This is a genomic window from Agrobacterium sp. CNPSo 2736 (assembly GCF_004005385.1).
Lineage (GTDB): Bacteria > Pseudomonadota > Alphaproteobacteria > Rhizobiales > Rhizobiaceae > Agrobacterium > Agrobacterium leguminum.
Map to the genome: position 1 here is coordinate 1 of NZ_RZTX01000027.1, position 18,022 is coordinate 18,022.

At 59.0% G+C, this 18,022-nt stretch carries 18 protein-coding genes and 1 tRNA gene; 10 read left to right on the forward strand and 9 right to left on the reverse strand.

Translation table 11 applies throughout. The features are described 5' to 3' along the window. Positions 1-52: 52 nt before the first annotated feature. Positions 53-1,036 carry an N-acetyl-D-Glu racemase DgcA gene (dgcA, locus tag EM858_RS25675; protein ID WP_127758418.1) on the reverse strand — a complete coding sequence of 328 codons (984 nt, stop codon included), beginning with the start codon at positions 1,034-1,036 and terminating at the stop codon, positions 53-55. A 143-nt stretch (positions 1,037-1,179) separates the two neighbouring features. On the opposite strand from dgcA, the gene EM858_RS25680 reads away from it, so the two are divergent. The 5 genes from EM858_RS25680 to EM858_RS25700 all read left to right on the forward strand — a co-directional run bounded on the left by EM858_RS25680 (position 1,180) and on the right by EM858_RS25700 (position 6,265). After that, a complete protein-coding gene (locus EM858_RS25680) occupies positions 1,180-2,340 on the forward strand; it encodes an ABC transporter permease (RefSeq protein WP_127758419.1) in 1,161 nt (386 codons plus the stop codon). A gap of 10 nt (positions 2,341-2,350) precedes the next feature. After that, positions 2,351-3,187: an ABC transporter ATP-binding protein gene (locus EM858_RS25685; protein ID WP_035223193.1), complete on the forward strand. Its 837-nt coding sequence runs from the start codon at positions 2,351-2,353 to the stop codon at positions 3,185-3,187. Between the two features lie 8 nt (positions 3,188-3,195). Further along, a complete protein-coding gene (locus EM858_RS25690; RefSeq protein WP_020810470.1) occupies positions 3,196-4,566 on the forward strand; it encodes an MlaD family protein in 1,371 nt (456 codons plus the stop codon). A 15-nt stretch (positions 4,567-4,581) separates the two neighbouring features. Beyond that, positions 4,582-5,187, forward strand: a complete 606-nt coding sequence (locus EM858_RS25695) for an ABC-type transport auxiliary lipoprotein family protein (protein ID WP_127758420.1) — start codon at positions 4,582-4,584, stop codon at positions 5,185-5,187. A 112-nt stretch (positions 5,188-5,299) separates the two neighbouring features. Next, positions 5,300-6,265 (forward strand): dienelactone hydrolase family protein, encoded by a 966-nt coding sequence (locus tag EM858_RS25700; protein WP_127758421.1) that lies wholly within the window; start codon positions 5,300-5,302, stop codon positions 6,263-6,265. Positions 6,266-6,288: 23 nt separating this feature from the next. On the opposite strand, the gene EM858_RS25705 is transcribed toward EM858_RS25700, so the two are convergent. Further along, positions 6,289-6,726 carry a PACE efflux transporter gene (locus EM858_RS25705; RefSeq protein WP_080816925.1) on the reverse strand — a complete coding sequence of 146 codons (438 nt, stop codon included), beginning with the start codon at positions 6,724-6,726 and terminating at the stop codon, positions 6,289-6,291. 684 nt (positions 6,727-7,410) lie between these two features. Between EM858_RS25705 and EM858_RS25715 the strand changes: the two genes are divergently transcribed. Then, entirely contained in the window at positions 7,411-7,659 is a 249-nt protein-coding gene (locus tag EM858_RS25715; protein ID WP_003502962.1) for a hypothetical protein, read from the forward strand. A 132-nt stretch (positions 7,660-7,791) separates the two neighbouring features. Here the strand turns inward: EM858_RS25715 and EM858_RS27260 are convergent, their stop codons facing one another. The 6 genes from EM858_RS27260 to EM858_RS25750 form a co-directional block, all read right to left on the reverse strand. Then, complete coding sequence (locus EM858_RS27260) at positions 7,792-7,980, reverse strand: hypothetical protein (protein ID WP_003524758.1); 189 nt, start codon at positions 7,978-7,980, stop codon at positions 7,792-7,794. Positions 7,981-8,263: 283 nt separating this feature from the next. Then, the gene (locus EM858_RS27265; protein ID WP_003524760.1) at positions 8,264-8,494 is read right to left on the reverse strand and encodes a hypothetical protein; all 231 of its coding nucleotides are present in this window, start codon (positions 8,492-8,494) and stop codon (positions 8,264-8,266) included. A 200-nt stretch (positions 8,495-8,694) separates the two neighbouring features. Continuing rightward, positions 8,695-8,946, reverse strand: coding sequence for a hypothetical protein (locus tag EM858_RS25735; protein ID WP_127758423.1), 252 nt, complete (start codon positions 8,944-8,946; stop codon positions 8,695-8,697). A gap of 172 nt (positions 8,947-9,118) precedes the next feature. Further along, a complete protein-coding gene (locus EM858_RS25740; RefSeq protein WP_080816927.1) occupies positions 9,119-9,604 on the reverse strand; it encodes a hypothetical protein in 486 nt (161 codons plus the stop codon). A 395-nt stretch (positions 9,605-9,999) separates the two neighbouring features. Further along, a tRNA-Lys gene (locus EM858_RS25745) sits at positions 10,000-10,075 on the reverse strand. Positions 10,076-10,230: 155 nt separating this feature from the next. Next, positions 10,231-10,485, reverse strand: a complete 255-nt coding sequence (locus tag EM858_RS25750; protein ID WP_003524764.1) for a GlsB/YeaQ/YmgE family stress response membrane protein — start codon at positions 10,483-10,485, stop codon at positions 10,231-10,233. 122 nt (positions 10,486-10,607) lie between these two features. On the opposite strand from EM858_RS25750, the gene EM858_RS25755 reads away from it, so the two are divergent. From EM858_RS25755 to EM858_RS25770, 3 genes are all read left to right on the forward strand, one after another. After that, a complete protein-coding gene (locus EM858_RS25755) occupies positions 10,608-13,289 on the forward strand; it encodes a mechanosensitive ion channel family protein (protein ID WP_164865570.1) in 2,682 nt (893 codons plus the stop codon). A 207-nt stretch (positions 13,290-13,496) separates the two neighbouring features. Next, complete coding sequence (locus EM858_RS25765) at positions 13,497-14,861, forward strand: hypothetical protein (RefSeq protein ID WP_245483053.1); 1,365 nt, start codon at positions 13,497-13,499, stop codon at positions 14,859-14,861. Next, positions 14,858-15,196: a hypothetical protein gene (locus EM858_RS25770; RefSeq protein ID WP_080816929.1), complete on the forward strand. Its 339-nt coding sequence runs from the start codon at positions 14,858-14,860 to the stop codon at positions 15,194-15,196. Before EM858_RS25765 ends, EM858_RS25770 begins: the two co-directional genes overlap by 4 nt. A gap of 76 nt (positions 15,197-15,272) precedes the next feature. Here the strand turns inward: EM858_RS25770 and EM858_RS27655 are convergent, their stop codons facing one another. After that, the gene (locus EM858_RS27655; RefSeq protein WP_269314738.1) at positions 15,273-15,398 is read right to left on the reverse strand and encodes a hypothetical protein; all 126 of its coding nucleotides are present in this window, start codon (positions 15,396-15,398) and stop codon (positions 15,273-15,275) included. A gap of 61 nt (positions 15,399-15,459) precedes the next feature. Between EM858_RS27655 and EM858_RS25775 the strand changes: the two genes are divergently transcribed. Further along, a complete protein-coding gene (locus tag EM858_RS25775) occupies positions 15,460-17,973 on the forward strand; it encodes an FAD-dependent oxidoreductase (protein WP_127758424.1) in 2,514 nt (837 codons plus the stop codon). The last annotated feature ends 49 nt before the right edge of the window (positions 17,974-18,022 follow it).

Sequence of the window (18,022 nt, forward strand, 5' to 3'; positions counted from 1 at the left end):
CAAGCGGCGAGGTTGCGCCTTATCGTATTTCTCTGCCTTCAATATCCACGACTTACCCCCACAGTTCCGGCCGCGCCGGATAAACCAGCGAACCCTCATAAACCAGTCCCGGCTCACGATCCTGCGCCAGCAGCAGCGGCCCGTCGAGATCGGCGAAGGCCGTTCCCTGCGCCGCCAGCACGGCAGGGGCCATGCCGAGCGAGGTGCCGAGCATGCAGCCGACCATGATGGTGAAGCCGAGCCTTTCGGCCTCCGCCTTCATGACGAGCGCTTCGGTCAGGCCGCCGGTCTTGTCGAGCTTGATGTTGATCGCATCGTAACGGTCGCGCAGGGCGGCGAGGTCCTTCGTGGAATGCACGCTTTCATCGGCGCAGATCAGCACCGGATGGTCGATGCGGGCGAGGATGTCATCCTTGCCGGCGGGTAGCGGCTGCTCGATCAGGGATATCTTCAGTTCTGCCGCAAGCCGCAGATAATATTCGATATTATAATCGTTCCAGCCCTCATTGGCGTCGATGATGATGCGCGCTTCGGGTGCGGCGGCGCGCACGGCTCTTAGACGCGCTTCGTCATCCGCCGTGCCGGTCTTGATCTTCAGCAGCGGGCGGCCTGCGTTTTCCGCCGTCTTCGCGGCCATGGTCTCGGGGTCGGCAAGCGAGATGGTGTAGGCGGTGACGAGCGGCTTTGCCGCCTGTCCAAGGACGCGCTCGGCAACAGTTTTGCCGCTGATCTTTGCTTCGAGGTCCCACAGCGCGCAATCGACCGCATTGCGGGCGGCGCCGGGTTGCATCGCCTGCTGCAGTTCCTGCCGTGTCACACCGCCGGCGATCTGCTGCGCCATCGCCTCGATATCGGCGATGACGCCTTCGATGCTTTCGCCATAACGCGGATAGGGCACACATTCGCCAATGCCAGCGAAGGAACCATCGCGGATGGTGCACGTTACGACATCCGCATGCGTGCGGGTGCCGCGTGAAATGGTGAAGCTGCCGGCGACGGGAAAACGTTCTGTTGTGGCTTGCAGGTAACGGGGCATGTTTTTTCACTTCCGATTGGGCGGCAAAAGACACATGACGCCAAATTTATCACGAATTGTCGGCCGTCACTGTGGCTTGCCGGAGGCCAAAACGTTATGAAACCTTTAAGAATCTCGTGACGGCTGCACTCGCTCGGAGCATTATGCAAGAACAGGACACACGGCAACAGGCGAACCCGGCCGCAATCACCGAAGACGACAGCGTCTCCGGCGGCGGCTTGCGTTTTGTCATGAGCGGTTCCTGGCGCAACAGCAATCTCGCCGGTGTTTTCCCCAATCTTGAAAAGATCGAAAAGAGCAAATCCGCCGGCCCGGTGGAAATCGATCTTTCTTCCGTCGAGGCCATCGATACGACAGGCGCATGGATCATCCAGCGTCTGCGCAAGGACCTCGAGGCAAATGGCGCGACCGTCACCGTGACGGGCAATGACCGTATCGAAGAGGTCATCGGCCAGTTGCCCGAAAAGGTGGAGATGGAGGGCGAAGCCGCTGCGAAGGTGGGGCTTGCCGAGCGCATTTTTGCGCCCATCGGCAAGGCCGTCATCCAGAATGGCGCGGATTTCCTGGCGGGCATGTATATTCTCGGCTCGGCCGTGCGCGGCGCGCAGATGAAGCTTGGGCGCGGGCGCGGCGTCTCGCCGGCGGCGATCGTCAACCAGATCGACCATATGGGCGTGCGCGCCGTGCCGATCATCATGCTGATGTCGTTCCTGATCGGCGCGATCATCGCCCAGCAGGGCGCGTTCCAGCTCAGATATTTCGGTGCGGAAGTCTTCGTTGTCGATCTCGTCGGCATTCTGCAATTGCGCGAAATCGGTGTGCTTCTGACCGCGATCATGATCGCCGGCCGTTCCGGCAGTGCGATCACGGCCGAAATCGGCTCGATGAAGATGCGCGAGGAAATCGACGCGCTGAAGGTGATCGGCCTCAACCCCGTGGGCGTGCTAGTGTTTCCGCGGCTGGTGGCGCTGACCATCGCGCTGCCGCTTTTGACCATTCTCGCCAATTTCGCAGCGCTTTTCGGTGCGGCCATCGTGGCGCTGCTTTATTCCGGCATCACGTTTGAGGTGTTCCTGTCGCGCCTGCATGGCGCTGTCGAGGAATCGACCATTGCTGCGGGCATGATCAAGGCGCCGTTCATGGCGCTCATCATCGGCATCGTCGCGGCCGTTGAAGGCATGAAGGTGGGCGGTTCGGCCGAATCGCTCGGCCAGCACGTCACCTCCTCGGTGGTGAAGTCGATTTTCGTCGTCATTCTGGTGGATGGTCTTTTCGCCATCTTCTACGCAGCCATCGATTTCTAGGGAGGGCGCGTTGGAGAAACTGGACCAGAAACCGCAGGAGACCAGAACCGGGAAAGACGGGCGCGAGGTGGTGCTTTCCGTCGAGGGCGTGACCGTCGGTTTCAACGGCCGCAACGTGCTCGAAAATCTCGATCTCGATGTCTATCGCGGTGAAATCCTCGGCTTCATCGGCCCCTCCGGTGCCGGCAAATCCGTGTTGATGCGCGCGATCTTGCGGCTCCTGCCGCGGCAGGCGGGAGCGATCCGCATTCTCGGAACCGATTACGACAAAGCGAGCGAAGATGACCGCATGATGCTCGACCAGCGGCTTGGTGTGCTGTTCCAGCAGGGCGCGCTGTTTTCCGGCCTGACGGTGAAGGAAAACATCCAGCTGCCGATGCGCGAATATCTTGATCTGCCGAAGAAGCTGATGGACGAGCTCGCCTATCTGAAGATCGAGATGGTGGGGCTGAAGCCCGATGCGGGCGACAAGTATCCTTCCGAGCTTTCCGGCGGCATGATCAAGCGCGCGGCGCTTGCCCGGGCGCTGTCGCTCGATCCCGACCTCGTCTTCCTCGATGAGCCGACATCCGGCCTCGATCCCATCGGGGCGGCGGAATTTGATATGCTGATTGCGCGCTTGCGCGATTCGCTCGGCCTGACCGTCTATATGGTGACGCACGACCTCGACAGCCTCTTCTCCGTCTGCGACCGCATTGCGGTGCTGGGACAGAAGAAAGTGCTGGTGGAAGGGACATTGCAGGACATGTTCGCCTGTGACGACCCATGGGTGCAGTCCTATTTCCGCGGCAAACGGGCGCGCTCTGTCGTTCTTCCGGACGGCAGACACGAAAATCCGGTGGAGTAACAAGAAGCATGGAAACCAAGGCGAACTACACCATAGTCGGAATTTTCACGCTGATCGTGATCGCCGCCGCATTCGGCTTCGTTTACTGGATGGCCGAGTTTGGCCGCGGCGGCCCGACGGCCCAGCTTGTCGTGCGTATTCCCGGCTCCGCGAACGGCCTTTCCGTCGGTTCTCCCGTGCGCTTCAACGGTATTCCGGTCGGCACCGTGCGCGGCCTTGCCATTGACCGCGACGACCCGGCCTATTCCATCGCCTTTACCGAAGTGCAGGCCGATGCGCCGGTTTTCCCATCCACGCGCGCCGTGCTTGAAATTCAGGGCCTGACGGGCGCTGCCTATATCGAGCTTTCCGGCGGCAACAAGGATGGCGAGCGCATTCTGCAGAAAGCCGTTGAAAGCGGCGTTCCGGCGGAACTGACGGCCGATCTTTCCAGCGTCACCAACCTGCTTGCCACCGCCGATAAAATCCTGAAACGCGCCGATGGCGCCATCGGCGAATTGCAGGGTTTCGTGCAGGATGCGCGTGGCCCGCTGACGCAGACGGTGCGCAATGCCGAGAAATTCTCCGATGCACTGGCGGCCAATTCCGACGGCATCAAGAATTTCATCGCCAGCCTCAGCTCGCTTTCTACAACGGTACAGTCGGTCTCGGTGCGTCTCGATGGCACGCTGACGGCTATCGAAGATCTGGTGAAAGCGGTGGATGCCGGCAAGATCGATTCCATCCTGTCCAATGTCGACAAGGTGACGAAGGATGTTGCTTCCGCTTCCAGCGATATTCAGGGCATCATGGAAACCGTGCAGAGCACGGCGCGCAATTTCGAAGCGGCGAGCACGGAAGTGCAGACCGTGGTGAAGCGTGCGGATGAGCTTCTCGCTTCCGTCGATCCGGCCAAGGTGGGAACCGTGGTTGACGACGTTTCCTCTGCGACCGCTGATGCGCGTGACGCCGTGGCGAACTTCAAACGGATCGCCGACGATGTCGGGGCCCGCCGTGCCGATATCGACCAGGCGGTTTCCGACTTTACCGAAATGGGCCGCAAGCTGAACCTCGCTTCCAGCCGCGTCGACGGCATTCTCGCCAAGGTGGACGGCATGCTCGGCACCGATGACGCCAATTCGCTGTTTGCCAAGGCGCGCGAGACGCTCACCTCGTTTAAGGCGGTGGCTGACAATCTCAATGCCCGCATCGGGCCGATTGCCGACAACCTGACCCGTTTCTCCAGCTCGGGCCTGAAGGATTTCCAGGCGCTGATCGGCAGCACGCGGGTCACGGTCGACAATCTCAACAATGCCATCACCAATATCGACCGCGATCCGCAGCGGTTGATTTTCGGCGGCGAAACCGTGAAACAATATGATGGCAGAACAAGGCGCTAAGAGGGGTATGGGCCAATGACACGATTGATGAACGGCCGTCAGCGCCGCGCCCTCATTCTGGCTCCGCTGTTTGCCGCCTTGATGGCGGGCTGCGCGGGTGCGCCGAAGAACGATACTTTCGATCTCTCCGTCTCTTCGGCGACGGTGGCGCAGGGACCTTCGCTGAAAAGCCGGCAATTGCTGATCGCCGATCCGACCGCCCTGAAGGCGCTCGACAGCGAAAACATCGTGGTGCGCCTTTCCGGCTCGGAGGTGCAGTATCTCGGCAATTCGCAATGGAGCGACCGCCTGCCGCGCATGGTGCAATCCAAGCTGGTGGAAGCCTTCGAGGATACCGGCAAGCTCGGCGGCGTCGGCCGGCCGGGGCAGGGGCTGGCAATCGACTATCAGGTCGTGACCGATATTCGTGCCTTCGAAATCGATACGGCGAAGAATATCGCCAATATCGAAATATCGGTGAAGCTCCTGAACGACCGCAACGGCACGGTGAAGGCGCAGGAAGTGTTCCGCGCCAGCGCCCGCGTCAGCGGTTCCGGCAACGCCAATTTCGTGAAGGCGCTGGATCAGGCCTTTGCCGCCGCCACGCGTGACATCGTGGCCTGGACGCTGAAATCGCTTTAAGCGCTCGGCGTTATTGCCGTCACAGGAAACCGCTTTATGTTCGCGTAGTGCCGGTCACCGATCGGCCTATGCATAATGGTCCCGATCCGTGAGCCCGATCCGTGAGTTGGTGATGCGATTTCTGCTGCTGCTTTGCCTTATGTTTTCCGCCCTGTCTGGAACGGGCGCCGCCATGGCGGCCGGTCTCCGGCTGATCGACATTCCAGCCGCGAATGGCAAAGCTGCCATGAAGGCTGCGGTGTGGTCGCCCTGCGCGGCCGCGCCGGAAGAGGTCAGGATCGGCCCCTTTATTTTGCCCGCTGTGCGCGATTGCCCTGTTCCTGAAGGGAAGTATCCGCTCGTCGTCATCTCTCATGGCTTTGGCGGCACCTATTTCAGCCATCGGGACACGGCGGCGGCGCTGGCGGATGCCGGCTTCATTGTCGCGGCGATCAATCACCCTGGAGACAATGCGCTTGAAATGAAGAAGGCCGGCGAGCTTTCCGCGCTGACGGGCCGTCCGGCGGATATTGCCCGGTTGCTGGATCATCTGCTTGAAGGTTTTAGCGACGCCGGTTCCATCGATGCCGGGCGGATCGGTGTCTTCGGATTTTCGCGCGGCGGTTATACCGCGCTGGTGCTTGCCGGCGGCACGCCTGATTTTGCCAATGCCGGGCTGCCCTGTCCCGACCCGCAGGCGCCGATTTGCACGCAGATGCGGCAGAAGACGACATTGCCGCAGCATGGCGGTCAGGATGCGCGGATAAAGGCTGTGGTTGCCGCCGACCCGTTGAATGCCTTTCCCGGCGCGGGCGACCTGAAGAATATCACGATCCCGGTCCAGCTCTGGAGTTCGGAACGCGGCGGCGATGGTGTCGCGCCGCAGGATGTTGCAAGGCTGCGCGACGATCTGCCGGTAAAACCGGACTATCGGATGGTAAAAGGGGCGGGGCACTTTTCCTTTATCGCCCCTTGCCCCGTAGAGATGGAAAAGGCCGTGCCCCAGATTTGCAGCGATGCGGCGGGTTTCGACCGGGCGGGGTTTCACCGCAGCTTCAACACCGATGTCGTCGGCTTCTTCAAGGCGTCGCTGCGCTGAGGCATCGTTCCTCTCCGCGCCGGTCAGGCGGCGTCCTGCTGCGACTTCCATTCCGGCAGGGGGAAAATCCGGTCGTAGCTCCAGTTGAAGACAAAAGCATAGACCACGTAAAACAGCGCAAACGAGATATCCATCACCAGCGCGTGGGCAAGGCTGATATTCAGATACCAGGCGATGAAAGGCATCAGCACGATCAGCAGACCGAGTTCGAACAACACGGCATGGGCGACCCGAAGGGCGGGCGTCTTCAGCGTCGTGCCTTTTAGCCGCTGCATGGCGTGGTCGAAGCCGAGATTGTAGACATAGTTCCAGACCGTCGCCAACGTGGCGCTGACGAGGCCGACAATGCCGATATCTTCCATAGGCATGCCAAAAAGCAGCGCGCCCAAGGGAATGACGAGCAGAAGGCCGATGATTTCGAAACTGAGGGCGTGGCGGATACGATCTTGCAGGGAACGCATTTCATTCTCCGGTATGTGACCGGGCCGTCCCGCATGCTGTCGCCGATATGGCCGAGGTCGTCCTCGCGCTGGGTCATATAGAGGTTTTGGGCGAATTTTTCAAGCGCGTGCATTTTGGGGCCTTGGATATGGCTGGAAGGTTGCCGCTTGTTTCTTCTCCCCGCCGGGGAGAAGTCCGCGGCAGCCGGATGAGGGGGCAAGCTCTCCGCATATCTCTGCGCTAGCCCCCCTCATCCGGCCCTTCGGGCCACCTTCTCCCCGGCGGGGAGAAGAGAAATACGCGGCAGCGCCTCGATCTCTCTCGGAGCAAAGAGAGGACGATGGGAACAAGACCGGCGCATTTTCGTTATCGCTTACGGAAGGAGGCGTGCCATGCAGCAGAATTCCTCTGAGGGGAGAACGATAAAGGCCGCCAACACGGCGAAGGTTTCGACTTACACGCCAAGCCTCATTTCTCTTAAGGGAAGTTATGTGGCGATGATATTTCGCAGACCGCTTTGCCGGAATCCGCTGGATGTGCGGAAGAAATAAGGGCTAAGGCATTTGCCTGTTGCCTGCCCCCGCACATTGATGACGACGACTGCCGAAATGATGATGAGCTTTAGATGTCTCTAAAGTGTGATTTTCAATCCGGCCCGTCTCCACCTAGACTGGAGATTGCCACCAGAGCGAAGGGAGAATGACATGAAATCAGTTCTCATTATCGCCGCTGTCTTTGGTTTTTCCGCCAGTGCAGCGCTTGCGGAATGCGCAGGTCATCAACAGATCAACGCTTCCGTTCCTGCCGTAGACCGTGAATTCAAAACCGCAAGCATCGTTCCGCCGACAGATCCGGTGGAAAAGCCCGTCGTCATCCTGAAAAAGACCGACCGCCTTCCGGCAGCGGTTGCGACGACCGGTGAACCAGAAGCCGCAATGCAACGCATGCAATAAACAGGAACAACAACCTCTTCATTCTGAAAATCCCGTGCGTGAGGTGATCCGCACGGGATTTTGCTTTCAGGAGGAAGGCGGGGCAACCTTCGCTTTCACAGCGCCGCTCTTGCCGGCTCTTTGCATCGGTGACTAGCTATCGAGTTTCAGCGACAGCTGTTTCGGCCCTTCGTTCTTTTTGAGCACGTAAAGCGGCCGGGTAATGATGACTTCCGTTCGCCGTTGCAGCTCGCGCCGCCGCTCGAGCGCGCGTTCGCGCATATCGCGGGAGCGGGCGACAACGGAAAGGGCATTTTCTATGGCTGCGTCTGCTGTGTTCATCGCTGACCTCCATAATGTTCACTTTATGTTCTCATTATTGGTGGCTTGTGTCAACACTATGGCAGGGTTGCTGGCGGGCGATTGGGTGCCCGGCGCGATGAAAGGACCGGGGCGCGACAGGCGGCGTCGGGTGCCGTGCGGGATCGGCTTTGCCCACACGTTGACCTTCACGGCACAAACCTGTTCCGGCAGTGTCGACAGGGACACTCCGGACATGTTGTGTTGATTTTAGCGATGATGTTTCGATGACGCCGGCGCTGATCCGCCCGGCTTAAGGAGGATATCAGGAGAGGGGGCGTTGATCCGGCGCGGGAACGCCGCCGGCGGACAATAGATCGGTGAGATGCTCGCTGGCGAGCGCGACGATGGCAAGGGCGGCCTGCTGGCGGTTCCAGCCGGCATGTTCCGCTTTTTCGATCAGCCCGTGAATGGAAGGTTCCAGCGCGAACTGGCACTCGGCCTGGTAGTCCATGGTGTCGATCGAAAGCGACGGGGAATTGATTGCGGCCCGCATCCTTTGGTCTCCCTGTTTTCCGTCATGCCCACATACGCGAGACGCAAATCGGAACATGCACATTCAGAGGCCGGTGATATCGGGTTGCTCATGAGGCCCGCATATCACTGGCAGCGAATCCCCCAGCAGGCGGACGTTAGCGGCAAGTCTTAACCGCTGTCAACGCGTGCGCGGCGGCGATGACGTCGCCACCTCCGTTTTCAGAGCCTTCCGTTCCGGAAAGGCTTTCGCCGCCAGATCAGCAGCGCCATCACATAAAGCGCAAAAAGCACGAACCATGTGACGGGCAGCACCATGAAAAGCGCCGCATAGGCGCAGTTTCCCTCAAAACAGGAGCCGAGAAATCCGGAATCGGCAAGCGCTGCCGATAATAAAAACGCACATATCCCGCTCCCGACCGCGCCGAAAATGAAAAGCAATATGTTGATGAGCAATCTCATGGTCCCGATCATAAGGACGATTGAGACAGCTTTGGGGAAAGGTTGCCGGTGGAGGGCCTGTTTCCAGCTTTTAGAGCTACTGAAATCCCGGGGCATGCTTTTCGTTGGGGCGACAGTGCGAACCGCCAACACGCGGGCGGCGTGCGAAGGCATAGGAACCGGTGATGGGTTTGATGTTTGCGTTTTACAACTCGAATGGATCTTCAGAAGTTTTAACGGAAGGAGTGGTTGCGAACGGATCGGCGTTCTTTGGCGGGGCGCTTTTCGAGTTCAGATACTTCGTTACGGTGTCCTGACAGTTCAGCATCTCCTCAATCGCCCTCGAGGTTCCTTTGAGCCGGAGTGCTACGATTTGTTTCCCCGCGTAGTATGCACGCAAACCAAGTTTCTTGCTGAACTCTTGAGCGAAGTCAGCGTCTTTCGTGTTGATGTGGAGATGATTCACGGAGTTCATGTTTATGGCCGAAGCCGTTGCATCCCAAGGAGTGTTGTTGTCGAATTGAATTCGAACAGGATACTCTTTACCGGCCTCAAGGGATTTCCACTTGGCGTTGCCCAAAGAAAAATAAAGCTGGCGAACGTCGTTGAGGAAATTGAACCCTAGGCGAACAACTGTTCCGTCTTGATAGACACTCGAGACGTAGCATGCATTACCCATAGAAGGGTCCATGCGCACCGACCATCCCGGTAGATCTTTCCATAGTATTGTCTCTTGGGACGATGTTTCCGCCCACACTGGAACGGTCCCGAGACAGAGAAACAACGCGGCACAGGTAACCCTTCTCATCATCCCCATCCAAGAGAGTGTGTATGGATAGTCTTATTTGCGCATGACTTGGGTTTACTGTGGAGTCGTTAGTTACACTTGGAACGTCTCACGATGCAGCAGGCTGAAACGTTCCAGACAAAATACTGAGGCGGTCCATTCTGGTGCTTTGTCGTTGGGCAGCTGTTGTTAATATACAGAAGAGAACAGAACGGAATATAAATTAGAAACAATCGTCGGACATAAATAGTCACGGCATGCAAAATTCTCTTATTATTCAGTTCTTTAATAAGAGAATTTGGTGGGTGATGTAGGGCTCGAACCTACGACCCGCTGATTAAGAGTCAGCTGCTCTACCAACTGAGCTAATCACCCGACCGACACCGTGTGGCGGTGTGAGGGGGCGTATAAAGGGGAAGTTTGGGCTTGTCCAGCGCGGAAATGAAATTTCTTCGATTTTTGTGACGAAAAAATTTCAGTCGCGCTGGAAAAGTCTGGAAATCCGGGGTTTTACGGATTTTTCCTTTTATTCATCCGCGCCTGAAAGCCCGGCCGATAAGGATGAGGATGCAGGCGCCGATGAAGCCGGCGATGAGATAACCGAGCCAACCCGTCAAAACGATTCCAAACACCGAAAGGATGGCGTTGGCGACGATCGCGCCGACGATTCCAAGAAGGATGTTCATGAAAACACCCATATTGCTTTTCATGAATTGTTCGGCGAGCCACCCGGCGACACCACCGATGATGATGGCTGCGATCCAGCCAATGCCAGCAGATTCCATGATTTCCTCCCATGTTGCTGCATCATCAAAGGTGATGATTCTCGCGGTGAAAAGCAAGGCAAACTCCTGAAAACCTCGCTTTATGCGGGTGGTTTTCCGCGCGGCAGGCGCTAAAAAGCCTGATGCGGCGCAAAGAGACGAAAGGCATGGATGTGCGGTTGATGTTCGGCGGATTGATGGACGGCAGAAGGGTATTCGACGGCCTGGTGCGGGATCGGCGGCAAAGGAGCGCCATGGCGGCGATAATGGCCATGGTGCTTTTTCTGGCCGGCGGTCTCTTGTCGGCAATGCCGGCGGCGGCGCAGGGGGAAACAACATCGCCCGCCCCGGTGGCTATCCAGGCTTCGACCGTCGAACAGGCGAGGGCGGAACTGGAGAAATGGAAGGCCGATGTCGCGGCGATCGCCAAACAGGTGGAAGCGGGCGGCAGCGATGATGTGCAGCTTGTGGACCTGAAGGGCCGCGCCGACACCATTGCCGCCGATGCCGCCGCCGCCAACACCAAGCTGCGCACCCGTCTCGACCAGATCAAGACCCGGCTGGATGCCCTCGGTGCGGCGCCTGCGGACGACCAGCCGCCGGAGGCGAGTATGGTGACGGAGGAGCGAAACCGGCTGACGGCGGAACGGGCCGAGGTGAATGCGATTGCCGGCGAGGTGGAGAGCACGGCCACCAATGCCGCGCAGATTTCCAATAACATCACCGCCGTTCGCCGGGCGCTTTTCGCCGCCACGCTGTTCAAGCGCACCGAAGTTTCGGCGCAGACACTGGGCGATGCCTCCTCCGCCTTTCTGACCGAATTGACCAACCTCAACAACGCTTTCAGCAGCTGGGCGAGCTTCGTCTGGAATTACAAGCGCCTGCCGATGTTCGGGGCGGTGACGCTGTCGATCATGGCCGCCCTGCTGTTTCTCGTGGGCGGTTACCGCTTTTTCGGCAGCCGCATGGACCGGCGGGCCTTTACGGGCGAGCCTTCCTATCTGAGACGGCTTTCGGTGGCCTTCTGGTCCACCATGGTGCAGTCGCTGTCACTGTTCCTGTTTCTCGTCACTTCCGCGTTCTTCCTCGATAATTTCAACGTGCTGCGATCAGACATCGCGCCGATCCTGTTCGGGGCGATGGCGGTCACCGGTTTCGTTTATTTCGTCTCACGGCTGAGCTATGCGATCTTCGCGCCGACGCAGCCGGAATGGCGGCTTCTGAAGGTGTCCAACAAGGGCGCGCACACGCTGTCCTCGGCGGTGCTGCTGATGGCGCTCGTCAACGGGCTCGATTACCTGTTCGGCACGATCAGCGAGACGCTTTATTCGCCGTTGATCGTCACCGTTGCCAAAAGCTTCCTCGCCTCGATCATCATCGGCCTTATTCTGCTGACCGTATCGTTCCTGCGGCCGGTGATCGGCGAGGGGCAGGATTATGAGACCGGTAATCAGCGTCTGCCGCGCTGGCTGGTCATCCTGCTGCGGGTGGGCGGCCTCGTTCTCATCGGCGCCTGCCTGACGGGTTATGTCGGGCTTGCGCGTTTCCTTGCCACGCAGATCGTCGCCACCGGCGCGGTGCTGGCGACGATGTATATCGGCATTCTCTCCGGCAAGGCGATTTCGCGACAGGGCGCCTTTGCGGAATCGCTTGCCGGCCGTTATCTCGCCCGGCGTTTCGGTCTCGGCGTGGTCGCGCTCGATCAGGCCGGCCTTGCCGCGGGGCTTGGCATCTATGCCGTCGCGCTTGCCTTCGGCGTGCCGCTCATCCTGTTTTCCTGGGGCTTCCAGCCGGGCGATATCGAAAGCTGGGCCTATCGCCTCTTGACCGGCATCACCGTCGGCAATGCCTCCATTTCGCTGATCGGCCTCTTCGGCGGCGTCCTCGTTTTCGCCATCGGTTACATCATCACCCGCTGGTTCCAGAAGTGGCTGGACAATAACGTCATGGCGCGCGGGCAGGTGGATGCCGGGGTGCGCAATTCGGTCAAGACCGGTATCGGTTATCTCGGTATCGCGGTGGCGGCCATCTTCGGCGTGTCTTCGGCCGGTCTCAACCTCTCCAGCCTGGCGCTGGTGGCGTCGGCCCTTTCGGTCGGTATCGGTTTCGGCCTGCAGAACATCGTCTCGAACTTCGTCTCCGGCCTCATCCTGCTGGTCGAACGCCCCTTCAAGGTGGGGGACTGGGTGGTGACAGGCACGACGGAAGGCACCGTCAAACGGCTTTCCGTGCGCGCCACCGAAATCGAAACCTTCCGCGGCCAGTCGATCATCGTGCCGAATTCGGAATTCATCAATTCCTCGGTCGGCAACTGGACACACCGCAACCGCATCATGCGCGCGGAAATTCCCGTTTCCGTCTCTTACGATTCCGATCCGCAGAAGGTGATGGATATTCTGCTGGAACTGGTGCGCGCCCAGCCGCCGGTGCTGCGCAATCCCGAGCCGCATGTGGAGTTCCTCCGCTTCGGCGATTTTTCGCTGGATTTCGAACTGCGTTTCCACCTTGCCGATCTCTCCAATGGTCTTGGCGTGAAAAACGCGCTGCGTATCGCAATCCTCCAGCGCTTCCGGGAGGAGGGGATCGACATCCCGTTCCCGCAGCGCAACCTCAATATCCACGTGGAGGGCGACGCCAACCCCCAGATGCTGGCGGCGCTGCTTTCGGAGGAGGGCGACAAGGCGGTGGTGGCCCATACGGGTGCGGCAGCGCCCGTTGCCGGCGCTGTGCGGGAAAAGGATGCGGGCAAGGCAGGTGACAAGACGGGCGACAAGGCCGTTGCGGAACGGCCGACGACGGCGAAGGTGGTCGGCAAGGACAATTGAGCGGCTACGGCCGATGTCGATCATTGGGCCGCCGGAATCGGTTCCGGTGGGTGCGCGACCATGTCTCGCACCCGGCTGCATTGCGGTGGATGGTGGATACTTTCCGGGATAGCTTTTTACTTTGATGGAGGTCGGATATGCCCGGCCGCCGTCATGAAAAAATAATCGAAATACCCGCGATGACTGTATTGTTACGTAAACTGTAAGTTGATATATTATGGTTATTATTTAGTTTATTTCTTTCCTGTCGGGGTTCAAATGCCGGATCCAGTCGATGAGAATGCCCAGCCTGCCCAGCCTGCCCAGCCTGCCCAGCCTGCCCAGCCTGCCCAGCCTGCCCAGCCTGCCCAGCCTGCCCAGCCTGCCCAGCCTCCGGGCCCGGTTCCTGCAAAAACATCTCTTCGTGAGAAGCTGAAGGGGGTTTGGGCGTGGATGCAGCCCCATGCCGCCCGGCTGTCCCTTCTGACGGCGGGGGTCGTTATCGGCTCGGCGGGTCTGTTTTTCCTGATGGGTGAGACGGATGTGACCGACGATTACCTGCCCAAACGCTGGAATGAATCCATCCGACGGCTCGGCATAACGCCGGTCTATCCGCCCCAGGAGGATATCTACGTCGGCGATATCATCGCCGAAGTCGTAGATTCAGGCCATAAGTTTAAATCGCTGCCGGACGATCTCCAGAGCGAATCCTTCATTGGCCGCTACGTCAAGGTGACGCAGATACCGGATCTTCGACAATATCTTTCCCTGAAATCGGAAGCCCCTTATTTCGGTGACAATACCTGGCAGCAGGGTGAGGAAAAGCTTGCCCTTTCGCAGCCGCGCAGCGAAGTCCAGAATAATGGCACGACCTCGGGTCTTGAGGTGAAGGATGTGCTCTTCCCGGTTATCAAGATCGAGCGAAGGGAAGGCATGGCCGGCCTCTGGAACACTATCGGTTTCGGTGGCGCGCGTGCTGATGTCGAGGAAATCGAGCTGCAGAACGTCCAGACCTACGCCATCAATCCTTTTCACGCTCAATACGCATTGATTCAGTTTTGTGCCGGCGAGAAGACGCAGCTTCTTTGTAACGATGAATATCTGCGGGAGAAGCTGTCCTATATTCTCGGCCGCGACATTTTGAGAAGTGCGGAAACCAAAGATTGCGGTCTGCGCTACATCTATGACATCCGGCTGCTTGTGGTGCGCCAGGCATTCCTGACGCGCGGTGTGAAGGTCACCAACGGGCGTGGTCGGCTGATCGAAGCCAATCTGGCCAGCCGTCAGCCCGACATGGAGAAATTGCAGGACGCTGTGACGTCATCGGCCACGGAACCGCCCAAAGACGTTCCGGCAGAGGCCGCCATAAAGGACAGGCTTGCGGCTGAAAACGCCATCCGCAGCGCCAATAGTTCGGGCCTATTTTCTGATCGTCGTTTTGCGCGGCCACTAGTTATCGGGTTCAATTCCGTTTCACTGGGTATGCGTGGCAGCACGCCTGCTTGGAGGGACGATCTGGCGAAAGCCTCCGCTGATAAAAAAGTAAAAGGCACCGTGCTGGCATGTGCGACCTCAACGGAGGCAGGGAAATGAAAAGCGCTTCGATTTTTTTCGGACTTGCCGTTTCATTTTTGATGAATTCGCAAGAGGTGTTTGCACAGCCCGTCAATGGTGTCTTCCTCCCATTTGCCATAGACTGCCGATATGAGATTCCACCTTGCGAGCCTCCACCACCGCCCGGTCCCAGGAGTCCTATTCCCATTCCACCACCGGCACCGGGCGGCGGCGGTATCCATAACTTGCCGGGTGCCCCCGTGCTCAAGGAAACGATCATTATCCCAGGCAATAATATGCTGAAGGACTTCAAGCTGGATGAGCCTAAAATGCTTGATATGCAGAAGGAGCTTCAGAACAGGTGGTCCAAATAGGCGTCTGCTGGTCTTTGGGTGCCATGAGGTTTGAAAATCCCGACGCTGCCATAGTAGGTATTTTTCCGACATCCTCTCATTCGTCGTCCTGCTGGGCGGCGGCAATACGAAAGCCCAGCTCGATGGCGGCAATTTCTTCCCTGTCGCAGCACCCTATGGCCATGTCGCAATCAGGCGGCTGAACAACCCGCAAGCGCTTCATATTCCTCCCATCCAATGTCGGCGGAATAAGGCAAGGCCGGCGCTTTTCAGGGGTTCTGTAAATGAAGACACATGCACGGGCGGTGGTGATCGGTGGCGGCGTCGTTGGCGTTTCGACGCTTTATCATCTTGCCAAGAAGGGCTGGAGCGACAGCGTTCTCATCGAGCGCAAGGAGCTGACCTCGGGTTCCACCTGGCATGCGGCCGGGCTTTTGCCGCTGTTCAACATGAGCTATTCGGTTGGCCAGATTCACAAATATTCCGTGAAGTTTTATGAGGAGCTTCAGGAAGAGACCGGCATGAATGTCGGCTTCTCCAAGGTTTCGAATATCCGTCTCGCCCGCACCAAGGATCGCTGGGACGAATATATGTATTATGCCGGCATTGCCGAAACGATCGGCGTGCGCGTCAACATGCTGACGCCGGAGCAGGTGAAGGAAATCTGGCCGCTCTGCGAGACGGACGGCTTGCTGGGTGCCATCCAGCATCCCGATGACGGTTATATCCAGCCCGCCGATCTGACGCAGGCGCTCGCCAAGGGCGCGCGTGATCGCGGGGCGACCATCTATCGCAACACCACCGTCACCGCCATCGAGCAGCTGGAAGACGGTCAGTGGAAGGTGACGACGGACAAGGGCGAGATCATCGCCGAGCATATCATCTCCTGCACGGGCTCCTTTGCCCGCAAGACCGGCGAGATGGTCGGCATCAACATCCCGGTCATCCCGGTCGAGCATCAGTATATCGTCACCGAGCCGCATCCGGCCATTCAGGAACGTCGCCGCCAGGGCCTGCCTGAAATGGGCGTGCTGCGCGAATCCGACTCCGCCTGGTATATGCGCGAGGAAGCGGGCGGCCTGATCCTCGGTCCTTATGAAGTCGGCGCGCCGGTCTGTTATGTCGACGGTCCCTCCGACGACAGCGAATATGAGTTGTTCCAGGAAGAACTCGACCGCCTGATGCCGCATATCGAAACGGCCATGGTGCGTGTTCCGGCCTTTGGCGAAGTGGGTATCAAGAAGGTTTATAACGGCGCCATCGCCTATACGCCCGACGGCAACCCGATTGTCGGCCCCGCACCGGGCCTGAAGAATTTCTGGCTGAACGAAGGTCATTCCTTCGGCATCACCGCTGCCGGCGGTGCCGGCTGGCAACTGGCCGAATGGATCGTCGATGGCGAGCCGACGCTCGACCTGATGGGTGTCGATCCGCGCCGCTTCGGCCCTTACGCGACGGAAGGTTACCTCATCGCCAAGAACGAGGAAGCCTATGCCAACGTCTTCACCATGCATTACCCGGACGAAGAGCGCTCCGCCGCCCGCCCGCTGAAGACGACGCCGGTTTATGATCGCCTGAAGAAGCTCGGCGGCGTGTTCGGCTCGGTCTATGGCTGGGAGCGTGCCAACTGGTATGCGCCGGAAGGTTATGCGCTGCGCGAAGAAGATCTCGGCGTCGGTGCGGATGTCATCACCAGCCACAACCATGCGCCGGCTCTGGATGACGGCCGTATCGTCGAGAAATGGTCGTTCCGCCGTTCGAATTATTTCGAACATGTCGGCAACGAGGTGAAGAATGTTCATCAGAATGTCGGCGTGCTCGATATGTCGGCCTTCGCCAAGATGGAAGTGTCCGGTCCCGGCGCGCGGGCATGGCTCGACAGCATTCTCGCCAACATCGTGCCGAAGAAGCGCGGCCGTATCGCGCTCACCCATCTTCTGACGCCGAATGGCGGCGTGAAGGCGGAATTCACGGTTTATGAATGGGCGCCGGGCCGCTTCTACATGGTTTCGGCCGGTGGTCTCGAGGCGCATGATCATGACGTTCTGCGCCGCCTTGCGCCCACAGACGGTTCCGTGGTGCTGCAGCCGATCACGCAGAAATACGGCGTGCTGGTTCTGGCCGGTCCGAAGTCGCGCGATCTCCTGAAGAAGCTGACCCGCACGAGCCTTGAGAACAAGGATTTCCCCTGGCTCACCGGCAAGCAGATTTCCGTCGGCGTGGCGACGGCGCATGCGTTGCGCGTCAACTTCGTGGGCGAACTTGGCTGGGAACTGCACCACCCGATCGAGATGCAGAATTACATCTTCGACCGGCTGATGGAAGCGGGCGCCGAATTCGGCATCAAGCCCTTCGGTATCCGCGCCATGGTCTCCATGTCGCTCGAAAAATCCTATCGCAACATGGGACGTGAACTGTCGGTCGAATATAACGCCTATGAATCGGGTCTCGACCGCTTCGTGCGCCCGGAAAAATCCTTCATCGGCCGCGATGCGCTGGTTGCTTACAAGGAAGGCGGCGCGAGATGGGTGTTCTCGACGCTCACCGTGTCAGGCAATACGGATGTCGATGCGCGCGGTTCGGAAGCGATCGTCGATGAAAACGGTGCGCTTGCCGGCCGTGTGACAAGCGGCGGTTTCGGCTGGCGTATGGGCAAATCCATCGCACTTGCCATGCTCAAGCCGGACTATGCAGCCGTGGGCACCAAGCTCAAAATCCGCATTCTCGGTACGTCCTATGATGCCGAAGTGGTGGAAGAGAGCCCGTTCGACACCGACAATGCGCTTCTGCGCGTGTAAGATCCAATCCCCTCCCAAAGTTGGAATACGGCCCCTCGTGGGCCGTATT